Annotated in this window: 23 protein-coding genes; 14 read left to right on the top strand and 9 right to left on the bottom strand. The window is 63.5% G+C overall.

All coding sequences use genetic code 11. From position 1 onward, the window contains the following. Positions 1 to 160: 160 nt before the first annotated feature. Entirely contained in the window at positions 161 to 346 is a 186-nt protein-coding gene (locus OGR47_RS00200) for a DUF1289 domain-containing protein (RefSeq protein WP_165049550.1), read from the top strand. Positions 347 to 392: 46 nt separating this feature from the next. Here OGR47_RS00200 and OGR47_RS00195 read toward each other — a convergent pair whose 3' ends face one another. Beyond that, positions 393 to 878: a peroxiredoxin gene (locus tag OGR47_RS00195; protein ID WP_165049548.1), complete on the bottom strand. Its 486-nt coding sequence runs from the start codon at positions 876 to 878 to the stop codon at positions 393 to 395. A 205-nt stretch (positions 879 to 1,083) separates the two neighbouring features. Between OGR47_RS00195 and OGR47_RS00190 the strand changes: the two genes are divergently transcribed. Beyond that, positions 1,084 to 1,548, top strand: coding sequence for a hypothetical protein (locus OGR47_RS00190; protein ID WP_165049546.1), 465 nt, complete (start codon positions 1,084 to 1,086; stop codon positions 1,546 to 1,548). A gap of 96 nt (positions 1,549 to 1,644) precedes the next feature. On the opposite strand, the gene OGR47_RS00185 is transcribed toward OGR47_RS00190, so the two are convergent. Beyond that, positions 1,645 to 2,079 (bottom strand): GlcG/HbpS family heme-binding protein, encoded by a 435-nt coding sequence (locus tag OGR47_RS00185; RefSeq protein WP_165049544.1) that lies wholly within the window; start codon positions 2,077 to 2,079, stop codon positions 1,645 to 1,647. Positions 2,080 to 2,143: 64 nt separating this feature from the next. Beyond that, positions 2,144 to 2,800, bottom strand: coding sequence for a thiol:disulfide interchange protein TlpA (gene tlpA / locus OGR47_RS00180; protein WP_165049541.1), 657 nt, complete (start codon positions 2,798 to 2,800; stop codon positions 2,144 to 2,146). A 23-nt stretch (positions 2,801 to 2,823) separates the two neighbouring features. Here tlpA and argH point away from each other — a divergent pair, with 23 nt between their 5' ends. Genes argH through OGR47_RS00160 form a run of 4 tightly spaced genes read left to right on the top strand, consistent with a single transcriptional unit; the run spans position 2,824 to position 6,669 of the window. Continuing rightward, positions 2,824 to 4,206: an argininosuccinate lyase gene (gene argH / locus OGR47_RS00175; RefSeq protein ID WP_165049539.1), complete on the top strand. Its 1,383-nt coding sequence runs from the start codon at positions 2,824 to 2,826 to the stop codon at positions 4,204 to 4,206. A gap of 5 nt (positions 4,207 to 4,211) precedes the next feature. Continuing rightward, entirely contained in the window at positions 4,212 to 4,829 is a 618-nt protein-coding gene (locus OGR47_RS00170) for a thiamine phosphate synthase (protein WP_165049537.1), read from the top strand. Beyond that, positions 4,826 to 5,776, top strand: coding sequence for a tetratricopeptide repeat protein (locus OGR47_RS00165; RefSeq protein ID WP_246729579.1), 951 nt, complete (start codon positions 4,826 to 4,828; stop codon positions 5,774 to 5,776). Before OGR47_RS00170 ends, OGR47_RS00165 begins: the two co-directional genes overlap by 4 nt. Continuing rightward, positions 5,773 to 6,669 (top strand): alpha/beta hydrolase, encoded by an 897-nt coding sequence (locus OGR47_RS00160; RefSeq protein ID WP_165049534.1) that lies wholly within the window; start codon positions 5,773 to 5,775, stop codon positions 6,667 to 6,669. The genes OGR47_RS00165 and OGR47_RS00160 overlap by 4 nt, the downstream gene beginning before the upstream one ends. Positions 6,670 to 6,747: 78 nt before the next feature. Here OGR47_RS00160 and cobS read toward each other — a convergent pair whose 3' ends face one another. After that, positions 6,748 to 7,746 (bottom strand): cobaltochelatase subunit CobS, encoded by a 999-nt coding sequence (gene cobS / locus OGR47_RS00155; RefSeq protein ID WP_165049532.1) that lies wholly within the window; start codon positions 7,744 to 7,746, stop codon positions 6,748 to 6,750. Between the two features lie 34 nt (positions 7,747 to 7,780). Then, positions 7,781 to 8,374: a J domain-containing protein gene (locus OGR47_RS00150; RefSeq protein WP_165049530.1), complete on the bottom strand. Its 594-nt coding sequence runs from the start codon at positions 8,372 to 8,374 to the stop codon at positions 7,781 to 7,783. Between the two features lie 203 nt (positions 8,375 to 8,577). On the opposite strand from OGR47_RS00150, the gene OGR47_RS00145 reads away from it, so the two are divergent. The 4 genes from OGR47_RS00145 to OGR47_RS00130 all read left to right on the top strand — a co-directional run bounded on the left by OGR47_RS00145 (position 8,578) and on the right by OGR47_RS00130 (position 11,021). Beyond that, on the top strand, positions 8,578 to 8,889 hold the full coding sequence (locus OGR47_RS00145; RefSeq protein ID WP_165049528.1) for a BolA family protein: 312 nt from the start codon (positions 8,578 to 8,580) through the stop codon (positions 8,887 to 8,889). Positions 8,890 to 9,001: 112 nt separating this feature from the next. Continuing rightward, positions 9,002 to 9,565 (top strand): Panacea domain-containing protein, encoded by a 564-nt coding sequence (locus OGR47_RS00140; RefSeq protein ID WP_165049525.1) that lies wholly within the window; start codon positions 9,002 to 9,004, stop codon positions 9,563 to 9,565. Then, positions 9,543 to 9,932 (top strand): hypothetical protein, encoded by a 390-nt coding sequence (locus OGR47_RS00135; RefSeq protein ID WP_216697870.1) that lies wholly within the window; start codon positions 9,543 to 9,545, stop codon positions 9,930 to 9,932. Before OGR47_RS00140 ends, OGR47_RS00135 begins: the two co-directional genes overlap by 23 nt. Before the next feature lie 63 nt (positions 9,933 to 9,995). After that, a complete protein-coding gene (locus tag OGR47_RS00130; RefSeq protein WP_165049523.1) occupies positions 9,996 to 11,021 on the top strand; it encodes a hypothetical protein in 1,026 nt (341 codons plus the stop codon). Between the two features lie 19 nt (positions 11,022 to 11,040). Here OGR47_RS00130 and OGR47_RS00125 read toward each other — a convergent pair whose 3' ends face one another. After that, positions 11,041 to 11,337, bottom strand: coding sequence for a DUF6156 family protein (locus OGR47_RS00125; RefSeq protein WP_165049521.1), 297 nt, complete (start codon positions 11,335 to 11,337; stop codon positions 11,041 to 11,043). A 155-nt stretch (positions 11,338 to 11,492) separates the two neighbouring features. Here OGR47_RS00125 and OGR47_RS00120 point away from each other — a divergent pair, with 155 nt between their 5' ends. After that, positions 11,493 to 11,957: a hypothetical protein gene (locus OGR47_RS00120; RefSeq protein ID WP_165049519.1), complete on the top strand. Its 465-nt coding sequence runs from the start codon at positions 11,493 to 11,495 to the stop codon at positions 11,955 to 11,957. An 87-nt stretch (positions 11,958 to 12,044) separates the two neighbouring features. Next, positions 12,045 to 13,211, top strand: coding sequence for a phosphoserine transaminase (locus OGR47_RS00115; RefSeq protein WP_165049516.1), 1,167 nt, complete (start codon positions 12,045 to 12,047; stop codon positions 13,209 to 13,211). A 2-nt stretch (positions 13,212 to 13,213) separates the two neighbouring features. Here OGR47_RS00115 and OGR47_RS00110 read toward each other — a convergent pair whose 3' ends face one another. Both OGR47_RS00110 and OGR47_RS00105 read right to left on the bottom strand, forming a co-directional pair. Then, positions 13,214 to 13,624 carry a type II toxin-antitoxin system VapC family toxin gene (locus OGR47_RS00110; protein ID WP_165049514.1) on the bottom strand — a complete coding sequence of 137 codons (411 nt, stop codon included), beginning with the start codon at positions 13,622 to 13,624 and terminating at the stop codon, positions 13,214 to 13,216. A 3-nt stretch (positions 13,625 to 13,627) separates the two neighbouring features. After that, positions 13,628 to 13,882 (bottom strand): antitoxin, encoded by a 255-nt coding sequence (locus OGR47_RS00105; RefSeq protein ID WP_165049512.1) that lies wholly within the window; start codon positions 13,880 to 13,882, stop codon positions 13,628 to 13,630. Between the two features lie 75 nt (positions 13,883 to 13,957). On the opposite strand from OGR47_RS00105, the gene serA reads away from it, so the two are divergent. Beyond that, positions 13,958 to 15,544, top strand: coding sequence for a phosphoglycerate dehydrogenase (serA, locus tag OGR47_RS00100; RefSeq protein ID WP_165049509.1), 1,587 nt, complete (start codon positions 13,958 to 13,960; stop codon positions 15,542 to 15,544). A 176-nt stretch (positions 15,545 to 15,720) separates the two neighbouring features. Further along, positions 15,721 to 16,338: a L,D-transpeptidase gene (locus tag OGR47_RS00095; protein WP_206527395.1), complete on the top strand. Its 618-nt coding sequence runs from the start codon at positions 15,721 to 15,723 to the stop codon at positions 16,336 to 16,338. 92 nt (positions 16,339 to 16,430) lie between these two features. On the opposite strand, the gene OGR47_RS00090 is transcribed toward OGR47_RS00095, so the two are convergent. After that, the gene (locus OGR47_RS00090; RefSeq protein ID WP_165049507.1) at positions 16,431 to 17,066 is read right to left on the bottom strand and encodes a Crp/Fnr family transcriptional regulator; all 636 of its coding nucleotides are present in this window, start codon (positions 17,064 to 17,066) and stop codon (positions 16,431 to 16,433) included. Between the last annotated feature and the right edge of the window lie 46 nt (positions 17,067 to 17,112).

The raw sequence follows: 17,112 nt of genomic DNA, 5'->3' as shown, positions 1-17,112 counted from the left end.
CGGGAGAGGGAGCAGATTGGCGCCTTTGCCGAGAATGCTGATCGCGAGCGTCCCCTCTCCCGTGAAACGGGGGAGGGACAGGGAGGGGGCCTTCCAGCGCTGAGAATATTGACATACCGGCGCCCCCTCGGCCATTTGCGGGAGACACCCGAGAGCCCTGATGATCCCCAGCCCCTGCAATAAAATCTGCACGCTCAACTCCGCCAATGTCTGCATCGGCTGCGGCCGCACGCGCGAGGAAATCGGAAGCTGGTCCCAGCTCGCCGACCCCGAGAAAAAGCGCGTCGCCGAGCGCGCCAAGGCGCGCCTCGAATCAATGGCGGGCCGAAAGCGCCCCATAAAATGAAGGCCTGAAACAAAGGCCGACCCCGCTGGGGCCGGCCTCGCGCCACTCAGAGCTTTTCCAGCGTCGCTTCGGCGCTGGAGACGGTCGCCACGCTCGAATTCTCTTCGACGTTGATCCATTCGACGACCCCGTCGTTGACCACCGCAGAATAGCGTTTGCCGCGAACGCCGAGGCCGAAATCGGTCAGATCGAGCTCCAGCCCCGTCGCCTTGGCGAACGTCGCCGAGCCATCGGCGAGGCCGTCGATCTTGCCCTCGGCGCCGCGGTCCTTGAGCCAGGCGTCGAGCGTGAAGACGTCGTTGACGGCGGTCACCGCCACGGCGTCGACGCCCTTGGCTTTCAGCGCGTCATATTTCGCGACGAAGCCCGGCAGGTGCTTGGCGTGACAAGTGGGCGTGAAGGCGCCCGGCACCGAGAAGAGCGCGACCTTGCGGCCTTTGAAATAATCTGAGGTCTTGATCGGCTCCGGGCCGTTCTTGCCCATGATGGTGAGGGTAACGTCGGGAATTCTATCGCCGGCTTTGATGGTCATGCGCTGTCTCGCTTCCGTAAAAGGCGGGGTGAGGCTCCCCATAATTAGCGCCTTTTTCCAGAATGTCTCCGGTAAAGGCGCCGCTCGAGCGACTGTCCTCGCATCGTATTTTGCCGCTGCTCGTCAATATGCTTGTGACCGAACGCGATGCGATGCAACATGCGAGTCGCGGCCCGGATTCGAGCGCATGATGGGAGGTTTGGACATGGCGAACACGGAAGGACCAATTGGGCAGCCGCCGGCCGCCTGGGTCTGGAGCCAATATCGCGGCGAACTGCCTGCCGAAGCGCCGCCGCGCGAGACGCCCGCCGCCGCGTCGTTAGTCGAACCCGCATCCCCGATCGACCCCGCGCCGCTGGTCAATCCCGTCGCGCCGGCCGCTTCGAAACACACCGGGATGATCGGCCTGGGCCTTGCGGGCGCGGTGATCGTGATCGCCGGCCTCACCTGGCTCTTCACCTCGCGCCCGGCCTCCGCCCCGGCAGAATCGCCGGCGCCGGCGGCGACCGAAGCCGCGCCGCAGAAGAGCGAGGCTGCGCCGCCTGCCGTGGAGCCGGCGGCTGTGGTGGCTCCGACGCCCGCCGCTCAGGAGGCGCCCAAGGCTGCCGATCCGGCCCCGGCCCCAGCCGCTGCGCCTGAGCATCCAAAAAAGAAGAAGCATAAGAGCTGAACGGCGCGCCGGAGGCTCGGCGTCACGCTATCCCCTGTCATTCCCGACGGGCCGCAGGCCCGATCGGGAACCCAGGACAGAAATCAAGCCAGGCGGTCAGGTCCGCCAAGGATGCGCGGGCAGCTCTCCGACGCCGAGCGTCGCGACGCCGGCCGAGGCCACGGCATGGTCGTTTTCGACCGACGAGCCGCTGACGCCGACCGCTCCGATCATCACCCCATCCTTGTCGACGACGGGGATCCCGCCCGGAAAGGTGACAAGCCCGTCGTTTGAATGTTCGATGCCATAGAGCGGGCCGCCCGGCTGCGAGAGCTTGCCGATCTGGCCCGTCGGCATGCCGAAGAAGACGGCGGTTTTTGCCTTCTTGATCGAAATGTCCACGCTGCCCACCCAGGCGTCGTCCATGCGGTGGAAGGCCTTGAGCACGCCGCCGGAGTCGACGACGGCAATGCACATTTGCGTGCCGAGCTCGAGCGCCTTCTGGCGCGCGGCGGCGATGGCCTTTTCGGCCTGTTCGATCGTGACATGCATGGCCCTGCCTCCTTCTCCGCCCGGCGAAGGCCAAGGCGCATGTCAGAGATAGGGCGTGGCCGGATTATTTTAAGGTCGCCGCCTCGACGGCTTTGCTCACCAGCGCCTTGGCGTCGGCCGAATGCCAGTTCGCCGGCCCGTTCATGAGCCCGACCTGGCAGCCGTCGGGATCGATCAAGATCGTCACCGGCAGGCCAAGCGCCTTGCCGGCCTGTTTCATCTCGAAGAAGATATTCGCCTTGGGATCCGAATAGAGGGTGAGCGCCTTCACGCCTGTCTCCTCGAAGAATTTCTTGGGCCGTTCCAGCCGGGACGTGTCGATATTGACCGTGACGACCTGGAATTTGTCCGAGCCCGCCTCCGCCTGCAGCTTGTCGAGCTCCGGCATTTCGCCGCGGCAGGGCACGCACCAAGTCGCCCAAATGTTGAGAAGCACGGTCTTGCCCTTGAAGGCGGAAAGGGCGGTGGGCTTTCCGTCCGGGCCGGTAAAGGCGTAGTCGGGGAGCTTCTCCGGCTTCTTGGCGATGGTCATCGCCGCGACCTCGCCCTTGGCGATGTCCTTGACGGCGTCGGCTGCCTTGACCGCGCCCGCACAGTCTTCGGCGCGGGCTTGTGACATGCCTTCCTTGCCGCTCGGTCCGCCCGCGTATAGAAACCCGGCGCCGGCCGCTGCGATGACGAACGTCGCGAGGCGACGCGGGAAGGCGGCGGGCTTTTTCATATGGCGCAGGCTCCGGGGTTAAAATGACGAGCAAAATATGGGGCGGGCGCTTTCAGAGCGCAACCGACGCGGTTCTCGAGGCCATCAACGTCTCCATCGATTTCGACAAGCGCCTCGGTCCCCAGGACATCCGCGGCTCGCTCGCCCATGTCGCCATGCTCGCAAAGCAAGGCATCGTCTCGCCGGACGACGCTGCGAAGATCACGGAAGGTCTGACCCAGATCGCCGGCGAGATCGAGCGCGGGGAATTTACATTCTCGCGCGCCCTCGAAGATATCCATATGAACGCCGAGTCGCGGCTCGCCGAGCTGATCGGCCCGGCCGCCGGGCGGCTGCACACGGCGCGGTCGCGCAACGATCAGGTGGCGACGGATTTCCGCCTGTATATACGCGACGAGATCGACGCGCTCGACGCCCAGCTCGCTGATCTGCAGCTCGCGCTGGCCGAGCGCGCTTTGGAAGAAGCCGGCAGCGTCATGCCGGGCTTTACCCATCTGCAAAGCGCCCAGCCGGTCACGTTCGGGCATCATCTTCTCGCTTATGTCGAAATGGTGGGCCGCGACCGGGGCCGCCTGCGCGACGCCCGCGCACGCCTCAATGAATGCCCGCTCGGCGCCGCGGCGCTCGCCGGCACCTCTTTCCCCATCGACCGCCACATGACGGCGCAGGCCCTTCACTTCGACCGGCCCACGGCCAATTCGCTCGACAGCGTCTCCGACCGCGACTTCGTGCTGGAGACGCTCTCGGCCGCGGCCATTTGCGCCACCCATCTCTCGCGCTTCGCGGAAGAAATCGTTCTGTGGACGACCTCGCAGTTCAGTTTTATTTCGCTGTCGGACAAATTCACCACCGGCTCCTCGATCATGCCGCAGAAGCGCAACCCGGATGCGGCGGAGCTGGTGCGCGGCAAGTCCGGCCGCATCATCGGCGCGCTGCAGGCGCTCTTGATCGTGATGAAGGGCCTGCCGCTCGCCTATTCCAAGGATATGCAGGAGGACAAGGAAGGCGCTTTCGACTCGCTCGACTCGCTTTCCCTCTGCATCGCCGCCATGGCCGGCATGGTCCGCGACATGAAGGTGAACCGCGCGCGCATGAAGGCGGCCGCCGGCGCGGGCTTCTCCACCGCGACCGACCTCGCCGATTGGCTCGTGCGCAAGCTGAACCTCCCCTTCCGCGAGGCGCATCACGTCACCGGCCGCGTGGTGGCGCTGGCCGAGGGTAAGGGCGTGGGCCTCGAAGACCTCTCGCTTGCCGACCTTCAGAGCGTAGAGCCGCGTATATCCGACGATGTCTTCGCGGTGCTGGGCGTCGAAAAATCGGTCGAAAGCCGGGGGAGCTTCGGCGGCACGGCGCCCGAGAATGTGCGCAAACAAGCGCAAGTCTGGCTCGAACGTCTCAAAGGCTAAAAATCATGAGCGAAGACGCACCGCGCCTCTATCTTGCCACACCGCCGCTGGCGGAGACTCGCGATTTCCTGCCGGCGTTGACAAGCGCGCTCTCGGCCGGCGACGTCGCTTCGCTGCTCATTCGCCTCGCGGGCGACGACCCCCGCAAGAACGAAGAGCTCGTGCGCGCTTTGGCGCCTTTGGCTCAGGAGAAGGACGTCGCCGTGCTGGTCGAGGGCTCGGCGACCGTGGCGCTGCGCGCCAAGGCCGACGGCGCGCATATCAACGGCTCCGGCGAGGAGCTGGCTGACGCCATAGAGAAGCTCTCGCCGAAATATATCGTCGGCGCCAGCGGCCTGGAGCTGCGCGACGACGCCATGCGCGCCGGCGAAATGGGCGTCGATTACGTGCTTTTCGAGGGCGCCGATTTGCCCGAGCTGATCGAGCGCGTCGCCTGGTGGGTAGAGCTGTTCAACATTCCCTGCGTCGCCCGCGCCGCGTCGCTCGCCGAAGTCGCGCCGCTTGCCGCGGCGGGCGCCGATTTCGTGATGCTGGACGACGCCGTGTGGACGGACCAGCGCGGCCCGGCGGCGGCCGTCGCTGAGGCGCTGGGCGCGCTGGCGCAAGGAGAGGCGGAAGGATGAGTCGATCGGACGCCGAGCTTCCTCGTCCTTCCAGACGGCCCTTTCAGGGCCGCCTCAGGATGAAGGCGAGCTTCGTTACCCTTTCCTTGGTCTTCTTTCTCACGCCCGCCCTCGCGGCGCCGACTGAAAGCGCCGCGTCGCGCGACGTCGCCTATGGCGCCTATCAGCGCGGCGACTACAAGGCCGCTCTGACCGAGGCGAAGAAGCGCATCGACGCGAATCCCAAGGACGCCGCCGCGCTGACCCTCATCGGCCGGCTCTATCTCGAAGGCGCCGGCGTCACGCGCAATATGAAACAGGCGATGGACTGGTTCCGGCGCGGCGCGGACAATGGCGACGCGGAAGCCGCCTATCTCTATGGCGTCGGGCTGCTCGAAGGCATCGACATCGCCAAGGATCGCGCCCGCGCCCGCGCCTATCTCGAAAAGGCCGGCGCCAAGGAACATGCGGCGGCGCTGCATCTTCTCGGCGAGATAGCGCTCGAAAACGACGGGAAAGACCCGGATTTCGCGAAGGCCTTGGACTATTTCAAGCGCTCCTCGGCGGCCGGCGACGCCGACGCCGACTACGCCCTCGGCGTTCTCTACAAGACCGGCAAGGGCGTCGAAAAGGACGAGCGGCAGGCGGCCGAGCGGTTCAAGCGCGCCTCGGATCTCGGTCTCGCCCCGGCGATGGTCGAATACGCCATTATGCAGTTCAACGGCCTAGGCGTGGAGCGCGATCGGGCCGCCGCCGTCGATCTCCTGCGCAAGGCGGCGCAGAAGGGCAACGCCGTGGCGCAGAACCGCCTCGCCCATCTTTACGCCGAAGGGATCGGCCTGGAGGCAGACCTCGCGCAGGCGAAGCAATGGCGCGACAAGGCGAAGGCGGCGGGGCTCAACGATCCCTCGCTCGATTTTCTCTCCAACGCGCCCGCATCGAAGCCTGCTGCGGCGCCGGCGAAATGACGGAGCGCCAGGGAAGCCTCGCAGCGCGGCGCGCCTCCGCGCTTCTGCGCAGCTTCGTGAAGCCCCGTCTTTTGGGAGCCATCGCATCGCTGCGGCACTTTCAGGCCATTATCGAGCGGCTATCGCCTGAGAAGCGCGCGCCCTTTATGCCGGATATCCCCGGAGATTGGACTCCGGCGATCGGGACGCCCGTGGGCGCCACCCTCGTTTATCTCTATGGCGGGGCCTTTCTTATCGGCTCCTCTCGCTTGTTCCGCTTTATCGCGCGCGATTTCGCCCGGTCGGGCTTCGATGTTTTCACGCCCGACTATCGGCTTTCCCCCGAGCATGTTTTCCCTACGGCGCTCGAGGATGTTATGCGCGCCTATAAGGCGCTTCTCGCAACCCGCCCCGGCCCCATCGTTCTCGCCGGCGACTCGGCGGGCGGCGGGCTTGCTCTGTCACTGATGCTGCGCGCGCGCGACGAAGGGTTGCCGCTTCCGCAAGCAGCCGCGCTTTTCTCGCCCTGGACGGATCTTGCCGTCGCCGGGAGCTCGGCGCGAGAAAACGAAGAGAAGGATGCGCTCTTTACCCGCCGCGCCATCGTCTCGGGCGCCCGCTCGGCTCTTGGCCGGACGAGCGCGAAAAACCCGCTGGCCTCGCCCGTCTACGCCGATCTTTCGGGCCTGCCGCCGCTCATCATCCATGCGGGGAGCGACGAGGCGCTGCGCGACGACTCCACCCGCCTCGTCGAGCGCGCCCGGGCGGCGGGAGTTGAGGTCGATTTCGAACTCTGGCCGGAGGTCCCGCACGCCTGGCAGTGGTGGACGAACATCATCCCGGAAGCGCGCCAGTCGCGCGACAAGGCGGTCGCTTTCCTGAAACAACGCCTGGCGGTCCCAGCGGCCGACTGAGCGCCATCTTCAGGGACGCGGCTTCCAGAACGAAGTTTCAGCAGCCTCGGCCATGCTTTCCCATGCCGAGGCCGTCCCTTAAGTCATCACCACATTCACCGCGCTCTCGGGCAGCTCCTTGCCGAAGCAGCGCTGGTAGAATTCCGCGACCAGCGGGCGCTCCAGCTCGTCGCATTTATTGAGGAAGGTGAGACGGAAGGCGAAGCCGACGTCGTTGAAGATTTCGGCGTTCTCGGCCCAGGTGATGACCGTGCGCGGGCTCATGACGGTCGAAAGGTCGCCGGCCATGAAGGCGTTGCGGGTGAGATCGGCGACGCGCACCATCTTATTGGCGACGTCGCGCGATTCCTTGGTGGCGGCGTAGGACTTGACCTTCGAGACCACGATATTCGTCTCGGCGTCGTGCGACAGATAGTTCAGCGTGGTGACGATCGACCAGCGGTCCATCTGCGCCTGATTGATCTGCTGCACGCCGTGATAAAGCCCCGAGGTGTCGCCGAGGCCCACCGTATTGGCGGTCGCGAAGAGGCGGAAGCCCGGGTGGGGGCGGATGACGCGGTTCTGGTCGAGGAGCGTCAGGCGGCCGGAAACCTCCAGCACGCGCTGAATCACGAACATCACATCGGGGCGGCCTGCGTCATATTCGTCGAAGCAGAGCGCGACATTGTGCTGAACCGCCCAGGGCAGAATGCCGTCGCGGAACTCCGTGACCTGCTTGCCGTCCTTGAGCACGATCGCGTCCTTGCCGACGAGATCGATGCGCGAAATATGACTGTCGAGATTGACCCGCACGAAGGGCCAGTTGAGCCGCGCCGCCACCTGCTCGATATGGGTGGATTTGCCGGTGCCGTGATAGCCCGTGACCATCACGCGGCGGTTGCGCGCGAAGCCCGCGAGAATGGCGAGGGTCGTCTGGCGGTCGAAAAGATAGTCCGGATCGATGTCCGGCACATGTTCGTTGCGCTCGGAAAAGGCCGGAACCACGAGATCCGTGTCGATCCCGAAAACCTCGCGCGCCGAAACCTTGATGTCAGGCACGCTTTCGAGACCCGACCCGGATTTAACTTCTTCGACCAAAACCGTCCTCCGTCTGGCGGGCCGGCACTCGCGCTCAGGCGAGCCGCGCGGCCCTCAGCGTCTTATAGGCATGAATGATTTCCCGCAATTTCTCCTCGCGGGAACGATCGCCGCCATTGGCGTCAGGATGGTGACGCTTGACGAGCTCCTTATAGCGCGCCCGCACCGCCTCGGGTCCAGTCGTCTCGTCGAGATCAAGCGCCGCGAAGGCCCGCATCGTCACCGGCGAATAGCGCGGCTCACGCTTCTCGGGGGCGCGCCGATGGAATTTGGCGCGGTTCATCCCCAGCGGATCGGCCGTCGGGCCGCCCTCCTCGCGGAAGCCCGTCGCGCCGCGGCGCGTGCCCATCGCCCAGGTCGGGCGGTGGCCAATGGTCGCGTCCTTCACGTAGCGGGCGACGTCAGCGTCGTTCATCCCGTTGAAATAATTGTAGGTGGCGTTGTATTCGCGGACGTGATCGAGGCAGAAGCAGAAATATTGCCCCTCGCGCAGCCGGCCCATAGGGGCGCGATAGGCGCCATCGGCCCCACAGCCCGGCGAATCGCATTTCATCGTCGACTCGCGCTTCTCCTCGCGCGGCCGACGCTGCGTTCTGATACGGTCGAAGAGGGGCGAATTCAGATCCATTACGTTTCATTATGATGGCGCGGGGCGGCGCCGCAAGCGCGAACCGCGCCAATTTTATCGTGCGCCCGATCTTGCAAGAGAGGCGCCCGGAGCTTGGCGCTTTTTCTGATCGCCTCGAAGAGCGATCGAATCGGAATTGGCGCCGGGTGGAAAGACCGGAGCGGGCTCCCGTGGGAAACCCGCTCTCGACATGGAGAAGGATTATGGCGGATCAGGGTAAAGGCGCCGTCAAAGGGCCGGTCGCCGCAAGCATCGAGACGAAGCTCACCGACGCGCTGGCGCCCATCGCTTTGAATGTCATCGACGAATCGCATCACCACGCCGGCCATCACCACGGCGGCGACAAGCGCCATGGCAATGAGAGCCATTTCAGGGTGGAGGTGGTGAGCGCCGCCTTCGAGGGCAAGAGCCGGGTGGAGCGCCACCGGATGGTGAACGCCCTGCTGGCGCAGGAGCTAAAAGAGGGGCTGCATGCGCTGGCGGTGACGGCCAAGGCGCCGGGGGAACCGATCTAACCAATTCTCACATCCTCGCCAGATGCTCGAGCGCGATGGCTTGCGGGCTGCCGGTCGTGATTAAGAAAAATAGCTGGCAAGGGTCTTCCTGCGGAAGACTGGATTCGCTATTTTGTCAAGAGGGCTTGGCGAAGCGAATCAGAGAAACGGCCTTGGTCTGACCCTTAGTGGCTTAACCGCTGAAATCGAGACAATGCATTCTTCGTTAGCGATCGCAAACGAGTTTCTTAAAAGGGCGCGCGATGAGCAGCGGGCCCTGACTCAAATGCATTTGCAGAAGCTTGTCTACTTGGCGCACGGATGGAACCTTGCGGTAAACGGCAGGGAGCTTATCGAAGACGAATTCGAAGCGTGGGAGTTTGGCCCTGTTGTGCGTAAACTCTACAATGCTCTCTCAAAATACGGCAAAAGCACAGTTACAAGACTGATTTGTTGGGGTGACGACACTCCTTTCCCGTCCGACGACGATGGTCCCGCGATCGCCTCGCTCGACGAAAAAGAGCTTGCCGTGATCGACAAGGTTTGGGAACAGTACCGCGGATTCGAAGCCTTTCAGCTCTCAGCATTGACCCATGCGCCACAGAGTCCGTGGAGCAACACCTACGAGCGCGGAAAAAACAAAGTAATAAATAACAACTTTATTTGGGATTACTTTGCAGACCTCGCAAGCGCCTAACAGGCCTCCAGTTCCTCTAGAAAGCATCTCGTCAGGCGTCCAGGCTGTCGAAAATAAGAAAGTTGCCGACGAGCGGGATAATTTAGAGGACAAAACCCTTGCTAACCGCGAGCGAAGAGCTCAAATCAACTCGGTTGAGCAGTCAAACAGAGATAAGAGAGTAAACAGAAAACTACGTTGGCGATATGCCAGCTTGGTATTTAAGTATTTTGTTGGATATTCGATTGCCGTCTTTGGCCTTCTGATCGCGGCTGGCGCTCAGAAGCTTAGCATTCCAGAGCAAGTCCTTACTACGCTGGTTGGGAGCACCGCCGCGTCAGCTATCGGACTTGTCGGCTTTGTAGTGAATGGATTATTCAAGAATTAAGTTTCTGGTGCCCGTCCTCCCCCAGCGCTGGCATTCCCTGAGGTCGTAAAAAAGACGCCGCCGATGAAAGTTTATTTCTGCATCAATGAAAGCGGCCTCGTTCACTATATCGATCATTTGCGCGCGGCCGTGCGCTCGGCGCGCCAGATCGGCCGGCTGGAGCCGCATATTCTCTTCGACGGCGACCCGGCGATCCTGAAGGAGGCGCTGGCTGGCTGCGAGGCCGCCCTACACAGGCAAAAATCCAGCATCGCCGACGAGATCGCGCAGACCGAGGAGACCGCCGACTGGCGCAGAGGCGTCGCCGAAGGCGCGCTGCTGCGGCTGGAAATACCGGTCGTCGAAACCGAGGATGATTATGTCCTCTATTGCGATTGCGACACGCTCTTCACCCGGGCGGTGGATCTATCTGGCGTGAAACCGCGTTTCTTCGCCGCCGCCCCGGGCCACAATCCCAATGAATGGGATATGATTTGCTCCGGTGTTCTCCTGCTCAACGTCAAAAACATGCGGGCGGAATATCCCGCCTATATGAAATATGCAGCGGCAAATCTTGGCCGGCCCGCCTATTACGATCAGGAAGTTCTCAATGAAAATTTCGTCGGCCGCATCGACCGCCTGCCCATCGAATATCACTGGAAAACCTATTGGGGAGCCAATCCGCTCGCCTACATTGTGCATTTCCATGGGCTGAAGAGAACGCATCTTGCCTGGATGAAGGACCCCGTCCGAAGAGCGGAGCTGAAAAAGCTCTATTTTTTGATTATGTTCGAAAATGACGGCTTTGAATATTACGGGAAAGTCTTCGACAGCATCGCCGCCGATGAGGCGACGTCCTTTGCGCAGCTGATTTTGGGGCGCCTGAAAGATACGCTCAGATTTGCCCTTCGGCGCGCCAGGAAATTTTCGTACCGGCTCCTCGAGGAGAACGTCCCATCGACCTTCGACGAGACGTCTTACCTATACAACAACCCGGACATCGCGATCGGCGTCTACAACGGCGCCATTCGCTCCGGGTGGAGCCACTACCGCGTTCATGGAAAGCTGGAAGGCCGCCCGGGCGGCGCGGTCGAGAGCAAGGCCGTCTAACCCGCTTGAAACCCAAGCCTCACGCCCGCAGGGGCGCCCCGTTCTCGTCGCAATCGACCTCCGTCACCTCATCCCCCAGCTCGACGCGGGCATGCATCAGCGAGCCATCGTCGCGATAGGCATATTGGTGGGAAAGCTCCACCTCGCCGTAAACCAGCTTCTCGCAGGTGGCGATGCGGCCCGAGGCGTCATAGCTCACCCGAAAATAAGTATTGCGATTTCCCAGCTCGCTTTCGGCCAATGGCTCGACCAGCTTGAGCGGCATGCGCACGCCGCTATAGGTGAGAAAATAGCGATATTCTTTAACCTCGGACATGGTCGATCCTCCCGTTTTTCTTATGCGCTATGTGCCTAGAAAGAATCGCGCCAACATCGATCCGGCACGACGCTTGCGGAAAGCGCTCCGAGCGGCCCCTTGACGGGCTTGCATTGTCGCAACTGCGACAGAATACATGAAGAGGAGTGCGAGAAATGAGACTAGCCGAAGCCTACGCCAGCGCAACTATCGAACAAATCGAAGCAGCCCTCTCCGGCGGCAAGCTTGTGGTCTTTTCCGTCGGCCGTCCGCCGTCAGCAGATCACAAGATCACCCGCAGCGCCGCCCTCGCCGAATATGTCTTCGCGAGCCCGGCCTTCGATGACGCCAAGACCCCCGTCTTCGCCGAGAACCCGGTGACGGTGGCGTTGGTCGGAACCCCGGGCTGGGCCCGTGCGTTTTCGGCCGACGGCGCGGTCGTGGCCGATTTCTCGGCGGGCGCCGGCCTCGCCGAGATCAAATTCGACAGTATCTCCGCGACCCCGGGCTTTCCGCTCAAAGTTCTGTCGCTGAAGATCTCTCTGCCGGCCGAGACAGTCACTTATGAGAAGACGGAATATGGCCATGTCTATCTGACAGGGCTGGAGAACGCCCATCGCAAGCTCTCCGTGCGCGGCTGATCCGCGCCTCTGGGAGTCTTGACGATTTCGTGACGAAAGCGTAGCGCGGGGCGGACTTTTCTCGTCCCGCCTTTCTCAGGACATCCCATGGCTACGTCCAAACCCGGCCAAAAGCCGGCGAACCCACGTTTTTCCTCCGGCCCCTGCGCCAAGCGCCCCGGCTGGTCGTTCGAGAACCTCAAGGGCGCGGCGCTCGGCCGTTCGCATCGCTCCAAGGTCGGCAAGGACAAGCTCGCCCACGCCATCGCGCTGACCCGCGAGGTTTTGCAGGTTCCCGCCGATTACCGCATTGGCATCGTGCCGGCCTCCGACACCGGCGCGGTGGAAATGGCGCTGTGGTCGCTCCTGGGCCCGCGCGGCGTCGACGTCGCCGCCTGGGAGAGCTTTTCGGCCGATTGGGTGACGGACGTCATCACGCAACTGCGGCTCCCGAACGCCCGGACCTTCACCGCCGCCTTCGGCGAGCTGCCCGATCTCTCGCAGATCAATTTCGACAATGACTTCGTCTTCGCCTGGAACGGCACCACGGCGGGCGTGCGCGTGCCCAACGCCGATTTCATTCCGGCCGACCGCAAGGGCCTGACCATCTGCGACGCGACCTCGGCCGCCTTCGCGCAGAACCTCGACTTTTCCAGGCTCGACGTCACCACCTATAGCTGGCAAAAGGTGATGGGCGGCGAGGCGGCGCATGGCATGCTGATCCTCTCGCCGCGCGCCGTAGAGCGGCTCGAGAGCTATACGCCGGCCTGGCCGATGCCGAAGATCTTCCGCCTGACGCACAAGGGTAAGCTCGCCGAAGGCATTTTCGAGGGCGAGACCATCAACACGCCGTCGCTCCTGGCGACCGAGGACTATATCGACACGCTGAGCTGGGCGAAGTCGATCGGCGGCCTACCGGCGCTACGCGCGCGCTGCGACGCGAGCGCTAAGGCCGTCGCGGATTGGGTGGCGAAGACGCCGTGGGTGGAGCATCTCGCCAAGAACCCGGCGACGCGCTCCAACACCGGCGTCTGCCTCGTCTTCTCGGACAAGAGCGCGGCGCAAACCGACAACGAGAAGGCGGCGCTCGCCAAGAAGATGGTCGCCATGATCGAGGCGGAGGGCGCAGGCTATGATTTCGGCGCCTATCGCGACGCGCCTCCCGGTTTCCGCATCTGGTGCGGCGCGACGGTGGAAGCATCCGACGTCGCGATCCTGACGCAATGGCTCGACTGGGCCTATGCGGAGGCGACGGCGGCGGTCGAGGCGGCTTAAACTCAGGCCGCGTCCCAGTCGGTGACGATCAGCCCGGGCACGCGCTCGAACTCGCGGCGGTTGCCGGTGACGAGCGCCGCGCCGCGTCGGCGCGCCTGCGCCGCAATGAGCGTATCAAAAGGGCCAATGGGCGCGCCGCGCGCTTCTAGATAGGCCCTGATCTCGCCGGCGACATAGGCGTCCTCGGCGTCGAAGGCGGGCGTCTCGAAACCAGCCGAAAGAAACTCATCGAGCAGCGCCCGCGCCTGAGCGGGGCGCTGGCTCTTTGCCACGCCGTATTGCAGCTCGAAAAGCACGACCGAAGGAACGAACATCGGGGTGCGCGCTTCGATCTCGGCGATCAGCCGCTCCGCGATTCTCGGACGCCGCCTGTTGATCGCAAAGATGACGACATTCGTGTCGAGGCAAAACATCGCTCAGTCGAAGGAAATGTCTTCATCCGGGCCCAAAGGCGCGCCCTCGGGCAGGCCTTCGGGCAAGAATTCTGCGGCGCCGAGAACGTCCAAGCGCTTGCGCCAGGCGGCGACGTCGAAAGGCGGCGCTTCCAGTGGCTCCAGAATCACCTTGTCGCCGACCTTGCTGACGCGGACCTCCGTGCCGGGCAGGCGGAACTCCTTGGGAAGACGCACAGCCTGACTGCGGCCATGCTGAAAGAGTTTCGCTGTCGCCATCGGCGGCTCCCTTGTATCTATCAAAGATAGATACCATTCTCATCCTGCACGAGCAACTGCAGCTCCGAGCTCCCCATGCCGCTCCGCGTCCTCATCTCCGACTCTCTCTCCTCCGCCGCGGTCGAGGTTTTCCGTTCGCAGGGAATCGCGGTCGATTTCGAGCCCGCGCTCGGCAAGGACGCGAGAAAGCTCGCCGAAGTCATCCATGCCTATGACGGCCTCGCCATCCGTTCGGCGACAAAGGTCACGGCCGACATCCTCGCTGCCGGCAGCCGACTGAAGGTCGTCGGCCGCGCCGGCATTGGGGTCGACAATGTCGACATACCAGTGGCGACGGCGAAGGGCGTCATTGTGATGAACACGCCCTTCGGCAACTCCGTCACCACCGCCGAGCACGCCATCGCCCTCATGCTCGCGCTTGCGCGCCAGATCCCCGCCGCCGACGCCTCGACCCAGGCCGGCAAATGGGAAAAGAACCGCTTTATCGGCGTCGAGATCACGGGCAAGACGCTCGGGATCGTCGGCTGCGGCAATATCGGCTCGATTGTCGCCGACCGCGCCCTGGGGCTGAAGATGCGGGCGATCGCTTATGATCCCTTTCTGACGGAAGAGCGCGCCCGAACGCTTGGCGTTGAGAAGGTCGAATTCGACGAGCTGCTCGCGCGTGCGGATTTCATCACGCTTCACACGCCGCTCAACGCCCAGACGAGAAACATCCTTTCAGCCGAGGCGCTGGCCAAGACCCGCAAGGGCGTGCGGATTATCAATTGCGCGCGCGGCGGTCTCATCGACGAGATGGCGCTGGGCAAGGCGCTGGACGAGGGTCATGTCACGGGCGCCGCGCTCGATGTTTTCAACGTGGAACCGGCGACCCGAAACCAGCTGTTCGGCCGGCAGAATGTTGTCTGCACGCCGCATATCGGCGCCTCCACCGTGGAGGCGCAGGAAAATGTCGCGCTGCAGATCGCCGAACAGATGTCCGGCTATCTGATCCACGGCGCGATCTCGAACGCCGTGAATTTCCCAGCAATCTCGGCCGAGGAAGCGCCGAAACTGAAACCCTTCGTGACGCTCGGTGAAAAGCTCGGCAATTTTGCCGGCCAGCTGGCGCGCTGCGGCGCGCAACGTCTTTCCATCATCTACGAAGGCGTTGTTGCGCAGCATAAGACGCGGGCGATTACGGCGGCCGCTCTTTCCGGCCTGCTGAAGCCGATCCTCGACGCGGTCAACCCCGTCTCAGCGCCAACCATCGCCCGGGAGCGCGGTCTCGCTGTAGAGGAGATCGCGCGCGACGCGCCGTCCGACTACGAATCGCTGGTCACCCTGGTCCTTCAGACCGCCGAGGGCGACATCCGACTGTCGGGCACCGTCTTCCACGACGGCAAGCCCCGCATCGCCCGCATTGGGGAGATTGAGGTCGAGGCGGAATTCGCGCCTTTCATGATCTACGTCGAGACCGACGATCGTCCCGGCTTCATCGGCCGCTGCGCCTCCGCGCTTGGAGAGGCAGACTCTAACATTGCAGGCTTCGCGCTCGGGCGCGACCAGCCCCGCGGCCGCGCCGTGGCGCTCGTGGCTGTCGATGAGGCGCCGCCGGAGCGCGTGCTTTCAACGATCCGTGCCCTTCCCGGCGTCGGACAGGCGGTTACGCTCGCCTTCTAGCTTGGACTGTTGCAGGAGAGTCACTCCCCCCACGGAAACACGCGCCTCTCGCCCAGACGGGCCGCTTCACGCTTGCGAAGGGCGTGCGCCTGCGAGACTAATCAAGGCGATCGCTTTCCCGCGCCTGGCTTGGCGGCGCGGGGTTTTTTGTCTTCTGCCTCGAACAAAGGATACTCATGCGACGGCTCGTCCTAGCATCGCTCTGCTTTTTTGCCGCTTCGGGCGCCCTACTCTCGCAAAGCCACGCGCGGAACGCCGCCCTCCAGGCCGAAACCGATCCGCTGACCGAACTCTTTGGCGGCGCGCCCGCCGCCCCCGCGCCCAACGGGCCAGATGGTCGTCCGCAAGCGGTCGCCATCCCGCGAGAGGTCGTCGCTCTCGATGCAAAATATCCAGCCGGCACGGTCATCATCAACACGAGCGAGCGCCGTCTCTATTACGTGCTCGGTAATGGCCAGGCGATCCGCTATGGCGTGGGCGTTGGCCGTCCGGGCTTCGAATGGTCGGGCGTGCGCTATGTTTCCAGCAAGCGCGAATGGCCCGATTGGACGCCGCCGGCCCAGATGCTGCGCCGCCGTCCCGATCTGCCGCGCCATATGGAAGGCGGCCTCAACAACCCGCTTGGCGCGCGCGCCATGTATCTCTCGGGCACGCTCTATCGCATCCACGGCTCCAATGAGCCGGAGACGATCGGCCAGGCCGTGTCCTCTGGCTGCATCCGCATGACCAATGACGACGTGACCGACCTTTACGATCGCGTGAAGGTCGGCACCCGCGTGGTGGTGACGCGATAAAGCAGACCCGCCTCGGATTTCTAAGAGCGGCCGGCCTTCGACGCCGGCCGTTTTTTTTTGTAAGGCGCCGCTATAAGCCGGCCCGCAGCAGGTCAAGCGTCGCTGCGAGACCGCGCCAGCTCCACATTGTGCTGCATGCGCTTCATCATCAGCTTCATGAGATAGAAGCCGAACTGCGGATTCTGCGCCGCGAGCTCCAGCAATTCGTCATAGCGCACGCTCAAGAGCTCGACGTCGGCGATGGCGACGGCCGTCGCCGTACGGCGGTTCTCATCGGTGAAAAGCCCCATCTCGCCGAAAAACGCCCCCGGCTCCAGAGTGACGCCAAGCTCGCGTAGCGCTATCCGGCCGCGCACGAGGATATAGGCCTCCTCGGAGAGATCGCCCTTGCGATAAAGCGTGAGGCCATCCGGCAGCGCGAGATGCTTCATGTAGGGGCGCAGCCATTCGTAATCGAATTCGCCCCCGCTCGCCGCGCTGGTCGCAGAGCGCATGTCCCGGATGAGCCTTTGCATCTGCCGCAGGCGGAAAACGTTGATCGGCGCCATGAAAGCGTTGAGCGCGAAGAGCGGATAATAGCCTTTGAGAAAAAAATAGGCGGCGAAGAGCGCATTGGCGAGAATTGCCGCGATGCGCAGCGGGATCATCGTGTTCGATACGAAGACGAAAATGTTCGCCGCGGCGGCGAGATAGCCGATTGCCTCGACGAGCCAGTTCTGCGCGATCATTGAATGGCCTGAAAACTCCGCCCTCCGCCTATCCTAGCAGAAAGCC

This window comes from Methylocystis sp. MJC1 (assembly GCF_026427715.1).
GTDB lineage: Bacteria > Pseudomonadota > Alphaproteobacteria > Rhizobiales > Beijerinckiaceae > Methylocystis.
This window is presented reverse-complemented; position numbering and strand designations above follow the sequence as displayed.

What these genes read in the sequence shown, in the direction of transcription:
- OGR47_RS00190 (WP_165049546.1), top strand. Translation starts at nt 1,084, where the DNA reads ATGGCGAACACGGAAGGACCAATTGGGCAGCCGCCGGCCGCCTGGGTC.
- OGR47_RS00095 (WP_206527395.1), top strand. Translation starts at nt 15,721, where the DNA reads ATGCGACGGCTCGTCCTAGCATCGCTCTGCTTTTTTGCCGCTTCGGGC.
- argH (WP_165049539.1), top strand. Translation starts at nt 2,824, where the DNA reads ATGACGAGCAAAATATGGGGCGGGCGCTTTCAGAGCGCAACCGACGCG.
- OGR47_RS00200 (WP_165049550.1), top strand. Translation starts at nt 161, where the DNA reads ATGATCCCCAGCCCCTGCAATAAAATCTGCACGCTCAACTCCGCCAAT.
- OGR47_RS00125 (WP_165049521.1), bottom strand. Translation starts at nt 11,337, where the DNA reads ATGTCCGAGGTTAAAGAATATCGCTATTTTCTCACCTATAGCGGCGTG.
- OGR47_RS00185 (WP_165049544.1), bottom strand. Translation starts at nt 2,079, where the DNA reads ATGCATGTCACGATCGAACAGGCCGAAAAGGCCATCGCCGCCGCGCGC.
- OGR47_RS00165 (WP_246729579.1), top strand. Translation starts at nt 4,826, where the DNA reads ATGAGTCGATCGGACGCCGAGCTTCCTCGTCCTTCCAGACGGCCCTTT.
- OGR47_RS00170 (WP_165049537.1), top strand. Translation starts at nt 4,212, where the DNA reads ATGAGCGAAGACGCACCGCGCCTCTATCTTGCCACACCGCCGCTGGCG.
- OGR47_RS00150 (WP_165049530.1), bottom strand. Translation starts at nt 8,374, where the DNA reads ATGGATCTGAATTCGCCCCTCTTCGACCGTATCAGAACGCAGCGTCGG.
- OGR47_RS00115 (WP_165049516.1), top strand. Translation starts at nt 12,045, where the DNA reads ATGGCTACGTCCAAACCCGGCCAAAAGCCGGCGAACCCACGTTTTTCC.
- OGR47_RS00105 (WP_165049512.1), bottom strand. Translation starts at nt 13,882, where the DNA reads ATGGCGACAGCGAAACTCTTTCAGCATGGCCGCAGTCAGGCTGTGCGT.
- OGR47_RS00130 (WP_165049523.1), top strand. Translation starts at nt 9,996, where the DNA reads ATGAAAGTTTATTTCTGCATCAATGAAAGCGGCCTCGTTCACTATATC.
- OGR47_RS00120 (WP_165049519.1), top strand. Translation starts at nt 11,493, where the DNA reads ATGAGACTAGCCGAAGCCTACGCCAGCGCAACTATCGAACAAATCGAA.
- OGR47_RS00145 (WP_165049528.1), top strand. Translation starts at nt 8,578, where the DNA reads ATGGCGGATCAGGGTAAAGGCGCCGTCAAAGGGCCGGTCGCCGCAAGC.
- OGR47_RS00090 (WP_165049507.1), bottom strand. Translation starts at nt 17,066, where the DNA reads ATGATCGCGCAGAACTGGCTCGTCGAGGCAATCGGCTATCTCGCCGCC.
- OGR47_RS00110 (WP_165049514.1), bottom strand. Translation starts at nt 13,624, where the DNA reads ATGTTTTGCCTCGACACGAATGTCGTCATCTTTGCGATCAACAGGCGG.
- OGR47_RS00160 (WP_165049534.1), top strand. Translation starts at nt 5,773, where the DNA reads ATGACGGAGCGCCAGGGAAGCCTCGCAGCGCGGCGCGCCTCCGCGCTT.
- tlpA (WP_165049541.1), bottom strand. Translation starts at nt 2,800, where the DNA reads ATGAAAAAGCCCGCCGCCTTCCCGCGTCGCCTCGCGACGTTCGTCATC.
- serA (WP_165049509.1), top strand. Translation starts at nt 13,958, where the DNA reads ATGCCGCTCCGCGTCCTCATCTCCGACTCTCTCTCCTCCGCCGCGGTC.
- OGR47_RS00195 (WP_165049548.1), bottom strand. Translation starts at nt 878, where the DNA reads ATGACCATCAAAGCCGGCGATAGAATTCCCGACGTTACCCTCACCATC.